Consider the following 19,179-nt stretch of genomic DNA (forward strand, 5'->3'; position numbering starts at 1 on the left):
AGAGAGAGATTATTGTCTTTCATCATCTTATTGTATCAATTTATTTAAAATAAGTGATAAGAACTATAAAGACAGCCGGGTATTTTCACTTTCAATCAATCAAAAATATAACTTCCGGTTAATGAATCCATATAGACATTCGGCATCCCTGAAGTATCAACATTTTTACCTCTTCTACTAGACCCGGAATCAATGGCTGCTCCAATCACTGCTCCTAAAAGTCCTCCCGTCATCGCTCCAATCATTGCTCCAGTTCCATTATTGACTGGAAAAAGTTCTGCTTTCGTCGCAACAACATAAAATCCTCTATCATCTTTTATCATTTCTAAATATCCTGCCGGAGTAGATCTGTAAGCTTTACCATTTTCTATATATCCAAATACCTGCTTGTTATCTATGACTTCTTCATTTAAAGTTGCATTAGTATCTTTAATATTGGTTACTCTTCCTTTTTTATTTTTATCTGTAACATAATTAGGTTCAGGCTTCTGCTCATAAAATGATCTGAAATCTTTATAAACACCATCTTTTAATTCCTTCCCCCCAAAAAGCGGAGAATTCTCAGTAATATATTTCTCGTAATTCGTTAAATCTTCTTCGGACATTGCCCCTCCTAAAGGCACGCTCACATAGGACTCCTTGATCATACCGGTTACCGCATTGGATATCTGGCTTGCTATATATTTAGGAAAATTGGAATCGGATGTAATAACGTTTTGAATACGGTTTAGAAAGTAATATTTATTGTTTCTTTTGATAAAACTTGAAAATTTAAATTTAATTTTCGTCATGGAAGTTTTATCTTCCGGATTCTCATTATAAGCCTTTACATCTTCAAGCATTAAAACAATATCATTATTACCTTTTACTTTGTTATCCTTTGAGAACCAATCTTCGATATAATTTTTCAAATCATCAGTACCAAATTTAAGCGTATAGGTTTCTTTACGAAAAGGTATATTTCCTATTTCTTTCTCTGATCTGTTATCAATAACAGTTATTGATTTTGTGGTTCCTTTTCTATCTTTAATACTTTGCTTCAGTTCTACTACTTCTGTTTTCTGTGCTGATAATGAAACCGCCATCATTAAGAAGAAAAATACTTTTTTCATTTATTATTTTTTCCGGCAAAAGTATAGATTTGGAACGAAAATTAAACGGCTCTCACAAAAAGATTTGTAAGAGCCGTCCAACATTAAAAAAATAAACTATTATGGGTTTTGTTTAGGTCCCGAAGTGTTATTATGTACGTGAGGTTTTCTTTCATTCATTTTATCTCTCATCATACCCTCAGATTGAAACAGCTTCAGAACTTTCTGGCAGGGAATCACCTGCTGCATTTTTTCTGCATATCTTTTTCTGTTATCCAGGAGTTTCTGTCCTATCTCAAAACTTTGCTGTAATTTAGCTTTGGCTTCATCATCTGATAGTGTTTCAGGATTAAACCCCGGATCAAACTGACTTTTTATTTGTTTCTGACTGTCCAGATACTCGTTATAAAGCTGAGTAAATTCTGCTTTATCTCCGGGATCTACATTCAGATTATCCATGATCATATTATTCCTGAATTTTTTAAGGAGTTCCTTTCTTTCTTCAGGAGAAAGATTATTGATGACTTCCTTCCTTTGTTTAGGATCCATCTTTTTCCAGTCATAATCTGTTCTTTGAGCATTTAAGCCAAGACTAAAACCATAAATAATAAAAAACGTCAATAGTATCTTTTTCATCTTTCTTTATTAATTATATAAATCCAAATAAACATCCTGAGTAGAGTTGCTCGCCAGTTCTGCAATTTCAGAATTGGAGAACGAATCCAGATATTCATTCATCTGTGTTTCTTCTTTTTTGGTGACAGGTTTCACTATTTTTTGTGAAACTGTTTCTTTTTCATTTCCATCTTCACTTTTCACAGCAAAAGATGTATTATTTTTCTGATTTACAACTGTTTGATTATTATTTTCAACAGAAGTTAAATCATTTTGTAATGTTTCATAAGCTATCTCAGCCTCCGTTTTAGGTTCTCCTTTATGATTAGCATAAATCTCTTTTGAATTCGGATTTTTATCCACTGAATCATTATTGGAATTAAAAATAAAAGTTATCCCAAAGATCAAAGCCAGTGACGCTGCTGCTGCATACATCCAATTTAATTTAAAGACCGGTGCTTGTATTTTTTGTTCCGGCTTTATATCATTCATAACCCTCTCCTGAATATTTTCAAACAAATTTTCAGGGACTGTGTAAATGTTTTTACGTTCTAATTTTTCTATGTCGAACTCTTTCATCTTTGTTTTCTCAAAAATTATCTTTCGTAATTTTCCTTAATATATTCTTCTATTTTCTGTTTGGCATAATGATAATTCGTCTTCAAGGTTCCTACAGACATATCTACAATCTTAGATATTTCTTCATAGGGCAAATCATCATAATACCGCATCATAAATACCAGTTTCTGCTTTTCCGGCAGGCTTTGTATGGCGTTCTGCAGTAAAATCTGTATTTCTTCAGCATCCCCTTCCACATTGTCGGCTACTAGATTCTGCATATGATACTCCGGATCTTCATCTGTCTTCTGCATTTTCTTCAGTTTATTAACCTGTTGTAACGCTTCATTGGTTGCAATTCTATACAGCCATGTATACAACTGGCTATCGTTTTTAAACTGATGAAAATTCTGATAAGCTTTAATAAAAGTTTCCTGCAAAGTATCCTGAGCAAGATCTCCGTCTACAATAATTCTTCGTATGTGCCAGTACAATCTGCTTTGATAGGCATCCATCAAGGCACGAACACCTTTATCCTGTGTCCGTGGATTCTGCATCAACGAAATAATCTCCGCGTCCTTAATCTTCATAAGATGCCTTTCACTGTTTTGGATTACAAAAATAACTGAAAGTTAAATTAAATATTCAATTTTCAATCTAAATATTAAAAATAATATGAGACAGTTACGCAATAAACGTGCCTATATTGAAGTTTAGTGTTTCTGTACTGTTCTTCCTTTCCCGGCTCGGCTTAAAACCTTATATTTGTTAGATGCAAATTGTAATTATCGGTTCCGGAAATGTAGCCTACCACATGGCAAAAGCCTTTAGTTTGAAAGGTATTTCCCTTGCTCAGATTTTTGGGCGGAACGAAAAAGAATTGAGTAAAATTTCTGAAGAACTGCATATTCCATATTCTACAGAATTTCTGGAAGATGCAGACCTGTATATCATCTGTGTAAGTGACAATTCTGTAGGGGAAGTCTCGAAATTGATTACTAAAAAGAACTGTCTGGTTGCCCATACTTCAGGTTCACTTCCTAAAGAAACCTTGAATGGAGAATACAGAAAAGCAAGTTTTTATCCACTACAGACTTTTTCAAAATCTAAAGAACTGGAATACGAAAAAATTCCGTTTTTCATTGAGACTGAAAATAAAGAGGATACGAAAACCCTTTTTGGGCTTGCTTCCAGAATCTCAGAAAATGTAATGGAAAGCAATCATGAAAAAAGAAAATACATCCATCTTACAGCGGTTTTCGCCTGTAATTTTGTGAATCATCTTTTTTCAAGAGCTAAAGAAATTTCAGATTCACAGAACATCCCATTTGATTATTTTTTACCATTGATTGATGAAACAGTTCAGAAGATTCATGAGATAGAACCTAAAATGGCACAGACAGGACCAGCTGTAAGAAATGACCTCAGGGTTTTACAATTGCATGAACAGTTATTACAAGACGAAGAAAGTCTTAACATTTATAAGACAATGAATCATTCTATTCAAAAAATGTATGAGTTATAAAGAGAAATTAAAGGATATTAAGGCCTTTGTATTTGATGTAGACGGTGTTTTTACAGATGGGAGCGTTTATCTAATGCCAGGTGGAAATATGTGCAGGGTAATGAATGTTCTTGATGGCTACGCAGTAGTTAAAGCCTTAAAAAACAATTATTTAATAGGGGTGATAACAGGAGGTAACGATGAAATGGTAAAACACAGAATCAATTATCTCGGTATTCAGGATTATTATCCGAAATCCCATAATAAAATAGAGGATTTTGAAGATTTTAAAAAGAAATACAACCTTAAAAATGAGGAAATTCTGACCATGGGAGATGACCTTCCGGACATCCATATCATGGAAAGTTCAGCAATTGCGACATGTCCTGAAAATGCGGTTCCTGAAGTAAAAGGAGTATCTCATTACATCTCTCCGAAAAAAGGTGGAAGCGGTGCTGTACGTGATGTTATTGAACAGGTTATGAAGGTTCAGGGGAACTGGCATGATGATAATACTCAATCCGTATAATTGTTTCTATGAAATTACTTTTAGCATCACAATCTCCAAGAAGAAAAGAACTTCTTTCCAGTCTTGGTTTTGAATTTGAAGTGGTAAAAATAGACTGTGAGGAAATTATTCCTGAGCATATTAAAATAGAAAATGCAGCGGGATATCTTGCTGAGTTAAAAGCAGACGCTTTCAGAGGTCTTACTGCTGATGAAGTTTTACTAACAGCAGATACTGTAGTAGCTATAGATCAGCAGATTCTTGGTAAGCCAAAAGATGAAACTGATGCTCAGAATATGCTGAGAAGCCTTTCAGGAAAAACTCATCAGGTTTATACAGGAATTACCATTAAAACTGCAGATAAAATTTTTACAGAAACGGATGTGGCTGATGTAACTTTTGATGAGATTACTGATGAGGAAATTCAGTATTATATTCAAAATTATAAGCCTTTTGATAAAGCCGGAAGTTATGGCATTCAGGAATGGCTGGGAATGGCAAAAATTAAAAGCCTGACAGGTAGTTTTTATACAATTATGGGGCTTCCTACTCATCTTGTTTACAAAATTTTAAAAGAGATCTCCGCTGTTTAAAAAACAGTGGTTTCCAGGCTCTATAAAAATGAAATAAAATATTTCCCGGAGAAATATAAATATTATTCATTATAAAATTTTATTATTTTTACAAAATCATCAAACTGCTGATAATAAAAAGCAGATTAGCGAGTTATATTGAATAATGAAAAAGAATATATTGTTCCTTTTAGTGATTTGTCTCATTGCTTCCTGTGCTACCAAAACAAAGAAGCCGGAGCAACGATCCAAATTATTGAAGGGATTTTCCACATATTACAACACTCTTTTTAATGCCAAAGATGCATTAAACAGTGAGTTTACAGCCAGAGATAAAGGTCATAAGGACAACTTTTATGCGCCTTATATTCCTATTCTTACGTTTGAAGAACAACCTCTGGGAAGTGATCTGGGGCAATCGGCTGCTTTTGCAGAAAATTCCATGAAAATGGCAGAAGTTGCCAACAGACCATCCGGAAGAAACTCAGGAATTCCGAATATGTCAGGGGGTCCCGGCAGTGATCCTTCCAATGCAGATGGTACTCAGGTAAAAGGAGCAACTACTTTGGAAATTGCTGAGGCTAAAGCATTAAAAGCTATCAATAAATATTCTGTTACCAGAAACGGAGAAGAAAAAAACAAGCAGATTTTTGATGCTTATATTATTCTTGCCCAATCAAGAATTTACAGAAATAAACCTTTGGAAGCTCTGGACGCACTTAATTATGTCTTTGCTCATATGAAGGATGATAAGAGAGTGCCACTGGCAAGAATTTATCAGGGAGTTGCTTATGATAAAATTAAAGATTATCACAGAGCTCATGAAATTTTTGCCAAGCTGAAGAGTGACGGGATCAACAAAACATACTCAAAACTATTGAGTATTTATTACGCTGAATCTCTTTTAGATGCCGGTAAAAAGGAAGATGCTGCTAAAGAACTTGATTTGGCCTTTGAGCTTAACTCTAACCGAAAACTGAAGAGCAGAATTGCTTATTTAAGAGGTCAGGTCCTTGAAAATTTAGGGCAAAATGACAAAGCAAGAGAAAGCTATACGGCAGCCTACAAATATTCCAATGATTTTGAATTTGAAGTAAAATCTCAAATTGCCATTGCTAAAACGTTCAATGGTAAAGGAGATTATAACGGAGCAAAACACTATCTGGAAGGGATCAGTAAAAAAGGAACTTATGGTTCCAGAAAAAATGAATTTTACTATGCTTTAGGACTTATGGCCAATAAAGCCGGAAAACAGGATGAAGCACAGCAGTTTTTCAGAAAGTCTTTATTTGAGAAGGTTTCAGACCCTCAAATTCGAGGATTGGCTTATTATGAGATCGGAAAAAGCTATCTTGAAAAGAACGATTATATTGGTGCCGGAATTTATTATGATTCTGCTCTTACTGTAATGACCTATGAGCCTTCAAAGATTTTACTGAAAGATCAGTCTGCTTACATTAAAAAGATTTCCAAGAACTACTATCTGATCAAAAAGAACGACAGTATTCTTTCTTTAGCCAAGATGGATAATGCCCAAAGAACTGATTTTTTCTCAAAATATATCGCCAAATTAAAGATCAAAGAGGAAAAAGAAGAGCAGGAAAGAAAACGACTGGAAAGAAACAAAGGATTTGATACCGGAGATTATAATGCAAATTCTATTTTCGCGAATAACAGCTCCAGTGCTTTTGAGGATTTTGGAGTAACTACAAAAGGTTTTTATTTCAACAATACCGGAACTGTAAGCAAAGGAACCTCTTCCTTTAAGCAGGTTTGGGGAGAAAGAGCACTTTCAGATAACTGGCGTTTCTCTAAGAAAATGGCATCTATTGAGGATATGAAAAGTGAAGCGCTTGGGGTAACTGCAGCACCTAATCCGAGACGTTTTGAGCCTGCTTATTATATTGAACAGATCCCTACCAATCAGGAGAGGCTGTCACAGCTTAAAAAGGATAGAGATACGGCATCTTTAGGCCTTGGTATTATGTATCAGAATTACTTTACCAATACTCCTCTTGCCACGAAAACACTGTATGATCTTGTAGATGTAAAGCCGGAAGAAAAAGTAATGCTTCAGGCACTGTATGAGATTTTTGCCATGAATTATGAGAAAACCCCTCAGGCTGCTGAGAGAGCGAAACAAATTCTTTTAGCAGATTACCCTTATACCTCTTACGCTGAATTTGCAAGAAATCCTAAAAACAATTCATTTGTAAAATCAACAGAGGATGTTGAAAATGAGTATAAGCGAGCCTACGCTTTATATGAATCTGAGAAATTTACAGAAAGTAAAGAAGTTATTGACCAGACGATTCAAAAGTACCCGAAAGATGCATTAGTTCCGAAATTATATCTTTTAAATGCGTTTAATACAGGAAAAGCAAGCGGAAAAGAAGTAATGATTCTTCAACTTGAGCAGATTGCTTTAAATTATTCTAAAACTCCGGAAGGTATAAGAGCTAAAGAAATGCTGAATTATCTGAAAAGTGACCTCAGCTTCCAGGCTACGGATAATAAAGGAAATACGCTACCTCAACAGCCGAACTCTCCTACTCCACCGGTCAGCAAAAATATTCCGCAAATGGCAAATGGGGATATCAACAATCAGAATAAAGTGAAGGAAACGGATTTCAAGCAGGTACAGCCGATGCAGCCTCCAACTTCAGCAAATATGAGCAATACACCACAGCAAAAAACTGATAAACCTAAGTCAAGAAACAAAAATATGCCTGATGGCCCACAAAAACAATAAAATAAAAAAGCGAAGAGTACATCTTCGCTTTTTTTATGCTTTATATATTTTAGATCTTAGTGTTCTATGAACCCTTTTTCTTTACCCCGTGGAAATCTTTAAGATAAAAAGGCTCAAAATAAGCCATATCTTCAAATTCTTTCTTTTCTATTTTCTCCAGAGTTCTTTTAATCAGGTATTGTGAAGACGGATAAACATCTTCTCTAAAATCTGCATCAGGAAGGTTCAGAATCTCTTTCGCTTTCTTTGCTCCATCTCCTACAAATATTACTTTTTTATCTCTGAATTCTTCAAAAGAAGTTTCATCTAAAATCTTTGCCTCGGTTGCCAATAGTTCTTTCCCTGTAGAACCGTCATAAACGGCCGTATACACCTCCATTCTCCTTGCATCGATCAATGGCACTATAAAATCATAGTTATCGCCTAAAAAAGGCTCTATCATGCTTTCAAGAGAATTAACTGCAATAAACGGAACTTTCAACCCATAGCAGAAACCTTTTGCAGAGGCGGCTCCAATTCTTAATCCGGTATAAGATCCCGGCCCTTTACCCAAAGACACTGCTTCAATGTCTTTCAGTGAAAGTCCTGCTCCTTCTAAAGCCCATTCTACATAGGTATGAAGACTTTCAGATTGTTTATAGTTTTCAGAAACTTCTTCACATACGCACAGCAGCTTTTCATTATCTGATACAGCTACTGAACAGTTTTTAGATGATGTTTCAAGATATAGAATTTTCATTTTCTTGTTTTAAGCTAAATAACAACTTTGCGAAAAGGCAAAATCGTTTTACATTTTCCTGCAAATTTAGTCCTTTATTTTGATACTATTTTCGATAGATTGTTCTTGGTTCAGCCTGAGCACTTGGATAGATGCACATATCGGCAATGGTAACATGTTTTGGAGCATTTATACAATAGGCAATGGCATCTGCAATATCTTCTGCTTTTAAAGCCTCATATCCATCATATACTGTTGCTGCTTTCTCGCTGTCACCTTTAAATCGTACCAATGAAAAATCTGTTTCAACAGCTCCCGGTTGTATATTGGTTACTTTGATTCCGAATTCAGTAAGCTCTAGTCTCATCCCTTCGGAAATAACATCTACTGCTTTTTTAGTAGCACAGTATACTACTCCATTGGCATAGGTTTGTCTTGCTGCTACAGAACTTATGTTCACAACATGACCTAAGTTTTTAGTTTTCATCCTGGGGATAATCATTTTAGAAACATAAAGGAGTCCTTTTACATTCCCATCAATCATAGAATCCCAGTCATCTACCTTTCCAGATGAGAGTGGATCCAGCCCATGTGCATTACCGGCATTATTAATCAGAACATCAATATCTTGCCATTCTTCAGGAAGCGAATTAATAGCGGTTTCTACCTCTTCCAGATTCCTTACATCAAACCTTAAACTAAATACTTCGGTAAATTGAGAAAATTCTTCCTTTAAAGATTCCAGTACTTCACTTCTTCTCCCACAAATGATGATTCTGTTTCCTTGCTTTGCCAGCAGTTCTGCAGTGGATTTGCCAATACCGGAAGTGGCTCCGGTGATTAATATTGTTTTCATAAAACTGATTATTTATTTAATGTAGCAATGTATCAGTATAACAATTTACCAACACCTGATATTTATTGTTACACTGATATATTACTAAAATGATACATTATTTATTCTATTTTTACTTGGTCAATTTGCATCGAATGCCTGGAAAGCATCAGCAATATGGTCAATAGTTAAATTCTTGTTTTCATCAGGTAAAACAGAAATGATATCAAATCTTACTTCATTCTGCCTATTAAATTCTTCCAGATAATGGTTCGCTGCCAGGACAATGGATCTTATCTTTGTTTTAGTTACGGCTTCCTGAGGCAGTATAAAGACATCGGTAGATCTTGCTTTTACTTCCACCACAATAATCAGATTATCTTTTTCAGCAATAATATCAATCTCTGCTTTCTGAAATCTGAAATTTCTGGTCAGGATTTTATATTCTTTTTTCTGAAGGTAATCCGCTGCCATATCTTCAGCTATTTTTCCAAAGTCATTATGATCAGCCATTTCTCGTGTTTAGGATATAAAAGTGGAGTAGTGCCTTAAAATTCAATCTTTACTTTAGCATCAATTTTTACCTTAGCCGTTCCGCCAATTAAAAGCGGTCTGTTGTCCTTAATGTGACCATTTGGAAATCCGAATACAGTGGGGAATCTGTATTTTGAAATTCTCTCCGAGATCAGTTTATAAGCAAACTCATCAAAGCTGGCTTCATACTCTTTATTATCCTTTTCATCACCCATATTGGTCATTCCCCCTACGATAAGTCCTTTGATCTTGTTGAAGACCCCTGCAAGCTCCAGGCTCATGATCATACGATCCAGCGCATAGAAGTTTTCTCCGATATCTTCAATGAATAAGATTTTATCTTTAAAGTCGAAAGAATATTTGGTTCCCAGAAGGGCATAGATAAGGGCTAAATTTCCCCCAATCAATTCTCCTGTAATATTTCCTTTTTTATTTAATGGATGAGATTTTAGGCTGTATTTAGGCGTTTTCCCTTTTAAAATATCGAAGATCAAGTCGTAGCTTTCATCAGTAACTCCAAAACTGGATGTCTTGATAGTCTGTCCATGGATGGAAGCAAAACCTTTTTTCAACAGATAGCTTTGTATAACAGTATTATCGGAATAGCCAATATACCATTTCGGGTTTTCTGTAAAGTTTTTCAACTTCAGATGCTGAATCAGATGCTGACATCCGTAACCGCCTCTTGAAGCCCAGATAGCCCCAATTTCTTTATCGTTTAAAGCCCAGTTAATATCTTTTATTCTTTCCTTTTCTGTTCCAGCGTAATTGTATCCGTTTGAAAATTTGGTGTAAAGATGTTCCCCTAAAACAGGTTCAAACCCTTTACTTTTAATCAATTTTATTCCCTTTTCAAGTTGTGAAGCATCTACAGCTCCGGCAGGGGAAATAACAGCTATTTTGGCTCCTTTTTTAAGAGCTTTTGGAAAGATAATTTTTTTCATTTTGTTTGTTGATATTTTACTTCTTTTTTCTCGGCTTCTTCCAGTTGTCTGTCAAACTGATTGAATGTTTTAAAGCTCTGCAGGAAGATAAAGAAACTGAAAACAATAAGAATCACTCCTACAACTCTTCTGATCTGGTTAGCCAGTTTCTGGGTAAGTTTATCATGAAACTGTTTGGCCAGAAATATTTTGGCAAGGTCAATACAAAGGTAAGTCCCGATTACAATGCCTATATATAAAATAAAACTGCTGGTGTCCGGGTATTGATTCCTTACGGAAATTACCGTTACCAGCCAGAAAAGAATGACTCCAACATTTAAAAGATTAAAGAAAAAACCATTAAAAAAGGTCTTAATATAGTTTTGACTGATGATTTTCTCTTCACCGGGCATATGCATTTTAGTTTTTGTTACCAGCATCACAATCCCGTAGACAAAAATCAGAATAGAAGTAATCCTATAGAACCCCGGATGTTTATCTATGAGGGTAACAATATCTGCACTGGCATAATAGGCTGCTACAATACACAGTAAATCTGCAGTGATTACCCCAAGATCCAATGATAAGGCATGCTTTGGGCCTCTTGAGAAGCTGGTCTCTATTAACAGGAAGAATATAGGTCCTATAAAAACCAGACTCAACATGAATCCTAAAATAATGGCAGATAATACAAGTTCAAGCATTTAATAAATTTTAAAATGAAAAAGATTTCATTCCGTTTTATACAAAGTTATACTTTATGATTTAATTATTCAATAAAGATGTGATATATCAACTTTTATTTTAGTTACTAATTGTGTACAATTCTTTTTTAGAAAGGAAGTGAGAAGCGGAGAGAAAGGAGGTCATGTGGCATGAAAAAACTACAGTAGTTTAAAGCATCCTTTTTTTATTTTCCTAAAAACAAAGAGGTTATTCCTTTTTTTGGAACAACCTCTTTTTATTTTTTTTCGATTACTGATATTACTCAACAATCTTAAAATCCAATTGCTTTTGGATCAGATTTGCTTTCACCACTTTAATCTGAACCTGATCTCCCAACTGGTATTTATTTCCGTGTCTGATTCCGTATACGGCATGTGTTTTTGCATCATACATATAAGAATCATCCACTAAATCTCTTAATTTGATTAGACCTTCAGCTCCGTTTTCAGGAATTTCTACCCAGAATCCAAATTCTGCCACTCCGGAAATAACTCCGGTGAACGTTTCACCCAAATGTTTTTCCATGAATTTCACCTGCATGAACTTAATAGAATCTCTTTCTGCATCAGCTGCCAATCTTTCCATAGAACTGCAGTGTTTTGCTTTTTCTTCCAATTCCGGTCTGCTTGGCGATTTTCCTCCATCCAGATAATGCTGAAGAAGACGGTGTGCAAGCAAATCCGGATAACGGCGGATAGGAGAGGTGAAGTGGCTATAATAATCAAATCCAAGTCCGTAATGACCGATAGGTTCTGTAGAATATACCGCTTTACTCATACTTCTCATCGCAAGAGTTTCGATCATATTTTCTTCTCCTTTTCCTTTTACATCATGAAGAAGCTTGTTTAAAGATTCAGCTACCTTTTTGGTATTAGCCAGGTTCATTTTGTATCCGAAAGTAGAAACAAAGTCTCTTAACGATTCCAGCTTTGCAGGATCCGGATCATCGTGAACCCTGTAAATAAATGTATTTTGAGTAGTTTCTCCTTTTCTTGTAAGAGATACAAATTCTGATACTTTTTTGTTAGCCAAAAGCATGAATTCTTCGATCAGGTGATTGGAATCTTTACTGATTTTAAAGTATACTCCAATCGGTTCATTATTTTCATCCAGATTGAATCTTACTTCACTTCTGTCAAAGGTAATAGCTCCGTTTTTAATACGGGCATTACGCATAATCTTCGCTAATCTGTCAAGAACATTGATTTCTTCAGCTAAATCTCCCTGACCTGTTTCAATACGTTCCTGAGCTTCCTCATAGGTAAATCTTCTGTCTGAATGAATCACAGTTCTTCCAAACCATTGTTTTTGGATCTCTGCCTGATCATTCAGTTCAAAAACTGCTGAGAAGGTATACTTATCTTCGTGTGGACGAAGAGAGCATACATCATTACTCAATACTTCCGGAAGCATTGGAACTACTCTGTCTACTAAATAAACCGAAGTTGCTCTCTGATAGGCTTCATCATCAAGGATAGTTCCCGGAACCACATAATGAGATACATCGGCAATGTGAACCCCGATTTCCCAGTTTCCGTTTTCCAGCTTTCTCATGGATAAGGCATCATCAAAGTCTTTCGCATCCTTAGGGTCGATAGTAAACGTGCAAATATTACGCATATCCCAACGTTTTGCTACTTCTTCATCCGTAATGCTTCGGTCTATTTTATCAGCATCTGCTTCTACTTCCTGTGGAAACTCATAAGGTAAACCATATTCTGCAAGAATAGCATGGATCTCGGTTTCATGTTCTCCCGGAGCACCCAATACCTGTATGATTTCTCCTTCAGGATTTTTATCTCCAGGTTTCCATTCTGTCATCTTTACGATAACCTTATCTCCATCTTCTGCATTATTGAATTTTGTCTTCGGAATAAAGATATCTGTATTGATTGATTTTTTATCACAAACAACAAATCCAAATTCCTTGTGAGCTACCTTTTGGAATGTTCCCACAAACTCTGTTCTGTTTCGCTCTAAAACCTCCAAAACGGACCCTTCAAGTTTCTTTCCTTTATAATGATAAGTTATAATAAGAACCTTATCTCCCTGCAGCGCATCCTTTACATTTTTAGAATGAACGAAGACATCGTCTTCTAATCCTTCTACATTTACATAAGCATTTCCGCTTTGATTGAAATCAATGATTCCAGTAAGTGTTCCTGCAATTTTCAGGTTTACGATATACTTTCCTCTTTCTACTTCTTTAATCTTTTCAGATCCCTGAAGTTTATGCAGTGCCTGGATCACAAGTTCTCTTTGTCTTGGATTTTTGTAATCTATTCCGTCAGCAATCTGCTTATAATTATAAATTTTGGATGCATTTGCATTCATGAAACGAAGGATCAATCTTCCGATTTCCATCAGTTTCAAATCATTTTTATGACTTATATATTTTCTTTTTTTGGCCATTTTAATTTTTTTAAATTTCTTAGGTTGTTATATAATGAAAAGAAATTTCTTTAATTCCAGAATTTTCCCATTCAAAATAACAGCCTTTATTGTTTACTCAAGTCCTTGCTTTACTTTTGTTCCCTTTATTAAACAAAGCTATAAAATCTATGCCAGGACTTTGAATATCTTCTTTATTATTATGTATATTTTTTAAAAGCTCTTTTGGTATTTTTTCAGCCATTATGATCTTTTGCTTTTTATGGATAAAAACAATTTATCCATAAAAAAATAAACCATAGATCTTTTTATTTTTATCAAACCTTAATGTTTAATTTAATCTTATTTTTTCTAAATCTACTTTATAACGAAATCTTTAGTTTTGTATAAATTTACTACAAATCTGGAGAAGAAAAGAGAAAAACCTTCTATAAAATATCTTTAAAAATATTACAAAGGTTCAGGAGAAGTATAGAATTTAATTTCTATTGAACACTGCAAATGTACAAATAAAAAATAAATAAGGCCTGCAATCAAATTACAGGCCTCAGTATATTTAACAAACAGCAATCTTATCAACTCTGTTCTGGTGTCTTCCACCTTCAAACTCTGTAGAAAGAAATTTGTCAACAATTTCAATCGCCTGTTCTTTTGATATAAACCTTGCCGGCATAGAAATCATGTTGGCATCATTATGCTGTCTTGCCAGTGTTGCAATCTCCGGCATCCAGCAAAGTGCACATCTGATTTTCTGGTGTTTGTTCGCAGTGATCTGAACCCCGTTTCCGCTTCCACAGATCAAAATTCCCAGCTCATTTTCTCCGTTTTCCACAGAGGTTGCAGCAGGGTGTACAAAGTCTGGATAATCCACACTGTTTGTGGAAAACGTTCCAAAATCCTGAACCTCAAACTTTTCTGAAAGGTAGTTCTTAACAATCTCCTTATATTCATAGCCTGCATGGTCTCCTGCGATAGCAATTTTTCTTTTCATAATACTCTTATTAAGCTTTTTTAGATTTTATTTCCTTACAAAGGTAAGAATAATAACAATTCGTGTTAGTAAACCGTGAGTTAATTGTGAAAAGCTATGTTAATAAGTGTGGAAAACTTTTTTCAACTTTCTATTTTCAAAGATGAAATTATTTCGTAATAGAAAATCTATTCTAAACTTTTCCCCACAACTTTCCAGATCTTTTCTTCAGCTATCCCCAGGCTTTTCCATAATAAAATAACTAATAATGCTTAGTTAGCAAAGTTATCAACAATTGTGAATAAGTGTGTGAATATGCAGGTTTACAGTAATTTATATTGTGAGTTATTTATGAATTGTATACCAGTTGAGTATTATGAACTTTATGCCTAAAACTTATCCCCGTTACTAACAATACATAACAACAACAGCTTTATTTTTTTTAAAAGAGAAAAGATTTGTTGATTATTGAGTGATTGGCTTCGGGGAAAGTTTTTGAAAACTTTTATTTCGATCAATCTGTTGAAAAAGTTTAAAACCTTACATTTGTGAAACGAAAAATCAAAGAAATTTATGAAATTGACCCTGCCGGAATTTGTTGAAACTTAGCCTGGCCCGGAAAGGGGATTGCATGGAATTTCAGAAAAATAAATCTAAATATAAAAATGAAAACAATTAACGACTTCAATTTTAAAGATAAGAAAGCTCTTGTAAGAGTTGACTTCAATGTTCCACAGGATGACCAGTTGAATGTGACTGACAATACCAGAATTGTTGCGGTGAAACCAACCGTTGAAAAAGTCCTTAAGGATGGTGGTTCTGTTATTTTAATGACACACCTTGGTAGACCAAAAGGTGAAGTGAAGGATGAGTTTTCTCTAAAACATATTATTGGTGAAGTTTCCAATGTTCTAGGACAGGAAGTGAAATTCGTTGATGAATGTATCGGAGAGAAAGCTGAAAAGGCTGCTGCAGATTTGAAGCCGGGAGAAATTTTATTATTAGAGAATGTTCGTTTTCATAATGAAGAAGAGAAAGGGGATGAAGGCTTTGCTGAGAAACTTTCTAAATTAGGAGATGCTTATGTAAATGATGCTTTCGGAACTGCGCACAGAGCTCATGCTTCTACAGCAGTTATTGCTAAATTCTTTCAATCAACTAAGTTTTTCGGTTTATTGATGGCTAAAGAACTTCAGGCTATTGATAAAGTTTTGAAAAGTGGTGAGAAACCAGTGACAGCAATTCTAGGTGGATCTAAAGTTTCAACTAAGATTACTATTATAGAGAATATTCTTCCTGCAGTAGATAATTTAATTATTGGTGGGGGAATGGCCTTCACATTTATTAAAGCATTAGGAGGAAAAATAGGAAGTTCTTTAGTAGAAGAAGATAAACTTCCTTTAGCATTAGAAATTTTAGCTAAAGCAAAAGAACATAAAGTAAAAGTATATCTTCCGTCTGATGCCATCATTGCTGAAAGCTTCAATAATGATGTTGAAAGAAAAGAGGTTGATATCTATGCAATTCCTGAAGGATGGATGGGATTGGATGCAGGTCTTAAATCCAGAGATCAGTTTAATGATGTACTTTTAAATTCAAGAACAATTCTTTGGAATGGACCTATTGGAGTTTTTGAAATGTCAAATTTTGCTGGCGGAACTGTTGCTCTTGGAGAAAGTATTGCTGAAGCAACAAGATTAGGTGCCTTCTCATTAGTAGGAGGTGGTGACAGTGTTGCTTTCGTTAAGCAATTCGGATATGCTGACAAAGTAAGCTATGTTTCTACAGGTGGTGGAGCAATGCTTGAAAGTCTTGAAGGGCTTGAGCTTCCTGGTGTAGCTGCAATCAACAATTAATAGAGAATAAAATTCAATATTTTGAAGCCTGCTAATAATATTAGCAGGCTTTTTTATGCTTATATTTTCATTGAGAAATCCTGAATTTTGAAAGAACTTTATTCCTTTTTGTTATAACCTTATGTTATATTGAATTCAGGTCTTTTGATTTAGTGGATGTTACGTTTTAAGTCCGATTAACAAAGGATAAATCGAGAGGTAAATCTTGATAGGATAGTATAATTATCTGTATTTAAACATTAATTTTTTACCTTTTCTTTTTATACTTTTTGTTTGAATTTTATAATTTTATAGCCATATAATAAGTGAATTTTTGACTTTATAAGAGACTTTATTCTATTGCTTTCTGGAGCATATTTTTATATTTAGAAAAGAGATTTACTCTTTATATTTTATGTCTTTTAATCTAAAATTTAAGGATATCAGACTTCAGCTAATATTGAAATTATTAGTAAAATATCTTACTTTTTTGAAATGTATTAGCTTTTGAAATCTATTTTTAGAGTTCAATTATGAGCGGTTTTTTAAAAAAATTCTGGTGTTACGATTAATTTTTTTGTTAAACTTTTTTGACTTGGATTTTAATACGGTCAATAAATATTGGAATTATATTCGTATCTCAATTTTTTTAAAAAAGAGTAGAGGTGAAGAAAGTATGAACAAGTCTCTATTTTCTGAATTATCATTCTTGTTGACTCGTAAAGGATCTTGAATATTAATTTTGAAAACATATTTAAAATAGACTAGTATAAAATCATTTATTGCATAGTGCATTGATTCTTAATATGTTTTACTTTTTGAATAAGCTTATATGTAAATTAATTCGTGCAGTATTATTAGTGTTTTAAATATTTGATTATCAATGTTTAAACTGTTATTTTGATAGTTGTTTTTATCCTTTTTTTAACAATTATGGAAATAATTTTTATGTAATCATTGGTTTTTGTTTCTTGTGTTTAATTCTTTGTTGTATTCTGTTTATAATCAGTGATTAAACTTTTTTTTGTATTGATTTAAAGTATTAAATTATTTTTTTTAAAACAGTTTTGCTCTCTTATAGCTATGAAATATCTGCAATTCTTGGATTTCACGTTTAGTAATCTTTATATAATTCTTTTTAATTTTAATATTTCTGAATATCAGAATTTTCTTAAGCAATAAATTTTTCAGTTGCTTGAGATAAATTTTATTTTTTTTTGGATTTATGAGAATTGGACTTTCGATTACAATTTTTTATCCTTTCAAAATGCCAATATCTTTTTAAAGGTTCAGGATATGTTTTTCTGTTTGTTTTAATAAAAACTCTGAAAAATGACCTTTATAAATGGCTTTAAAATTGAAAAACTAAAATTCTTCAAGGATTTATATATAAAATCAAAATAATGGTTAAAATGGAGGGTTTATGATGGAAATTATTTTTGTATTTAAGATTTCAAGCTTTTTAACACCCATTTATGGAAAAATATTTTCTAGTAACAAATAAGTTTGTTAAGACTTAGTTTATTTAATTTAAAAATGACAGAACTGACGAATGTGGAGTAGGGGAGTGGAACAAAATTCAATGAGTATTTTTTTGTTTAATAAAGCACGGATATAAATCTGTTAATTTAAATTTAAGTAAATAAAAAACTCAGAGAAATATTCTCTGAGTTTTAAGTTTTTTAGCTCAAAATGCTGAAAATCGGCTTTCAGAAATGGCTTTAAAATCGATTATCTATCTTTTTTCGATAATGTATATCAAACTTGAAAATTCGTTCGAAAATGAGGCTTTTATGTTCGAAATCGTTCCGTAGATACTTGCTTTTAGCCAGAATAGAGGTGATTTTTTATATTTTTCGCTCAACATAGAGATGTAGTAAGAATCAAGGATCAAAGGTTTGATCTTTCTCATTTTCCAATCTGGTTTTTAGAAATCAGATTTTCCATTCCATTTTTAGAAAAATGATAGATGTGTCTTGGTACATCATAGGCAGCCCAATATTCTTTGTAATGTTTGGCATCATAAGAAGTAGGGTTGGGAACAGCAATAATAAGAAGTCCTTTGTCTTTTAATTTCGAGTGAAAGATATTGAGCATTTCATCCTGGTTCTCTATATGCTCAAATACGTGCCATAGTGTAATTGCATCTAAACTTTTGTCTTCAATTTTTTGGATATCATCCAGGATTTTTGCTTTTGTAATTTTTCCCTGTGCTGCTTTTCTTGCATCTGCATCCGGTTCAAAACCGAATGTTTCAAAATCATTTTCTATATACTTTACAAATTCTCCGGCACCACATCCATAATCTAATACTTTTGATCCTTGTTGAACTCTCTCAACAAGAATATTTTTTTTGTAACGCAGATTAAAAGACTGAAGAAATTTATACAGCTTTTCTTTCAGGCTTCCGGAATCCTGGTGATGAGAAATGTAATCTTCACTTTCGTAATATTTGGAAATATTGGATGGAATAGGGGAGGTTTTGTAAACTCCTTTTGTCTCTGTTTCTTTAATTTCAAATATTTCCTGTGAAAGAAAATGATCTTTTATTTTCATTGAATTTGCTATCTGTTATATTTTAATAAATAGTAAGTCTATACAAATTTAGTTTTTTGTGCCATTATTTAGGATGAAGATAACTTAGGAT

At 33.7% G+C, this 19,179-nt stretch carries 16 protein-coding genes and 1 pseudogene; 5 read left to right on the forward strand and 12 right to left on the reverse strand.

Annotated features, from left to right (window positions below):
* Positions 1-95: 95 nt before the first annotated feature.
* The 4 genes from BOQ64_RS16800 to BOQ64_RS16815 form a co-directional block, all read right to left on the reverse strand.
* On the reverse strand, positions 96-1,112 hold the full coding sequence (locus BOQ64_RS16800; protein WP_129058894.1) for a glycine zipper family protein: 1,017 nt from the start codon (positions 1,110-1,112) through the stop codon (positions 96-98).
* Positions 1,113-1,211: 99 nt separating this feature from the next.
* Positions 1,212-1,727 (reverse strand): hypothetical protein, encoded by a 516-nt coding sequence (locus BOQ64_RS16805; protein ID WP_129058895.1) that lies wholly within the window; start codon positions 1,725-1,727, stop codon positions 1,212-1,214.
* A 9-nt stretch (positions 1,728-1,736) separates the two neighbouring features.
* Entirely contained in the window at positions 1,737-2,285 is a 549-nt protein-coding gene (locus BOQ64_RS16810) for a hypothetical protein (RefSeq protein WP_129058896.1), read from the reverse strand.
* Between the two features lie 17 nt (positions 2,286-2,302).
* Positions 2,303-2,854, reverse strand: coding sequence for an RNA polymerase sigma factor (locus tag BOQ64_RS16815; protein WP_068941214.1), 552 nt, complete (start codon positions 2,852-2,854; stop codon positions 2,303-2,305).
* Positions 2,855-3,036: 182 nt separating this feature from the next.
* On the opposite strand from BOQ64_RS16815, the gene BOQ64_RS16820 reads away from it, so the two are divergent.
* The 4 genes from BOQ64_RS16820 (at position 3,037) to BOQ64_RS16835 (ending at position 7,600) form a co-directional block, all read left to right on the forward strand.
* The gene (locus BOQ64_RS16820) at positions 3,037-3,789 is read left to right on the forward strand and encodes a Rossmann-like and DUF2520 domain-containing protein (protein WP_129058897.1); all 753 of its coding nucleotides are present in this window, start codon (positions 3,037-3,039) and stop codon (positions 3,787-3,789) included.
* Positions 3,779-4,297: a KdsC family phosphatase gene (locus tag BOQ64_RS16825; protein ID WP_129058898.1), complete on the forward strand. Its 519-nt coding sequence runs from the start codon at positions 3,779-3,781 to the stop codon at positions 4,295-4,297. Before BOQ64_RS16820 ends, BOQ64_RS16825 begins: the two co-directional genes overlap by 11 nt.
* Before the next feature lie 8 nt (positions 4,298-4,305).
* On the forward strand, positions 4,306-4,869 hold the full coding sequence (locus BOQ64_RS16830; RefSeq protein WP_129058899.1) for a Maf family protein: 564 nt from the start codon (positions 4,306-4,308) through the stop codon (positions 4,867-4,869).
* Between the two features lie 145 nt (positions 4,870-5,014).
* Positions 5,015-7,600: a tetratricopeptide repeat protein gene (locus BOQ64_RS16835; protein WP_129058900.1), complete on the forward strand. Its 2,586-nt coding sequence runs from the start codon at positions 5,015-5,017 to the stop codon at positions 7,598-7,600.
* A 64-nt stretch (positions 7,601-7,664) separates the two neighbouring features.
* Here the strand turns inward: BOQ64_RS16835 and tsaB are convergent, their stop codons facing one another.
* From tsaB to rpiB, 7 genes are all read right to left on the reverse strand, one after another.
* On the reverse strand, positions 7,665-8,339 hold the full coding sequence (gene tsaB / locus BOQ64_RS16840) for a tRNA (adenosine(37)-N6)-threonylcarbamoyltransferase complex dimerization subunit type 1 TsaB (RefSeq protein WP_129058901.1): 675 nt from the start codon (positions 8,337-8,339) through the stop codon (positions 7,665-7,667).
* Positions 8,340-8,424: 85 nt separating this feature from the next.
* Complete coding sequence (locus tag BOQ64_RS16845; protein ID WP_129058902.1) at positions 8,425-9,174, reverse strand: SDR family NAD(P)-dependent oxidoreductase; 750 nt, start codon at positions 9,172-9,174, stop codon at positions 8,425-8,427.
* Positions 9,175-9,294: 120 nt separating this feature from the next.
* Positions 9,295-9,666, reverse strand: a complete 372-nt coding sequence (locus BOQ64_RS16850; protein WP_129058903.1) for a YraN family protein — start codon at positions 9,664-9,666, stop codon at positions 9,295-9,297.
* Positions 9,667-9,701: 35 nt separating this feature from the next.
* On the reverse strand, positions 9,702-10,631 hold the full coding sequence (locus tag BOQ64_RS16855) for an LD-carboxypeptidase (protein WP_129058904.1): 930 nt from the start codon (positions 10,629-10,631) through the stop codon (positions 9,702-9,704).
* Positions 10,628-11,314, reverse strand: coding sequence for a LysE family translocator (locus BOQ64_RS16860; RefSeq protein WP_129058905.1), 687 nt, complete (start codon positions 11,312-11,314; stop codon positions 10,628-10,630). Before BOQ64_RS16860 ends, BOQ64_RS16855 begins: the two co-directional genes overlap by 4 nt.
* 280 nt (positions 11,315-11,594) lie before the next feature.
* The gene (gene rnr / locus BOQ64_RS16865; RefSeq protein WP_129058906.1) at positions 11,595-13,748 is read right to left on the reverse strand and encodes a ribonuclease R; all 2,154 of its coding nucleotides are present in this window, start codon (positions 13,746-13,748) and stop codon (positions 11,595-11,597) included.
* A 535-nt stretch (positions 13,749-14,283) separates the two neighbouring features.
* Positions 14,284-14,718, reverse strand: a complete 435-nt coding sequence (gene rpiB, locus BOQ64_RS16870; RefSeq protein ID WP_129058907.1) for a ribose 5-phosphate isomerase B — start codon at positions 14,716-14,718, stop codon at positions 14,284-14,286.
* 644 nt (positions 14,719-15,362) lie between these two features.
* Here rpiB and BOQ64_RS16875 point away from each other — a divergent pair.
* Positions 15,363-16,553 (forward strand): phosphoglycerate kinase, encoded by a 1,191-nt coding sequence (locus BOQ64_RS16875; protein ID WP_129058908.1) that lies wholly within the window; start codon positions 15,363-15,365, stop codon positions 16,551-16,553.
* Between the two features lie 1,714 nt (positions 16,554-18,267).
* Here BOQ64_RS16875 and BOQ64_RS16880 read toward each other — a convergent pair.
* A pseudogene (locus BOQ64_RS16880) lies at positions 18,268-19,088 on the reverse strand (class I SAM-dependent methyltransferase).
* Positions 19,089-19,179 lie beyond the last annotated feature (91 nt).

It is taken from the genome of Chryseobacterium sp. CH25 (assembly GCF_004119455.1).
Classification (GTDB): Bacteria; Bacteroidota; Bacteroidia; order Flavobacteriales; family Weeksellaceae; genus Chryseobacterium.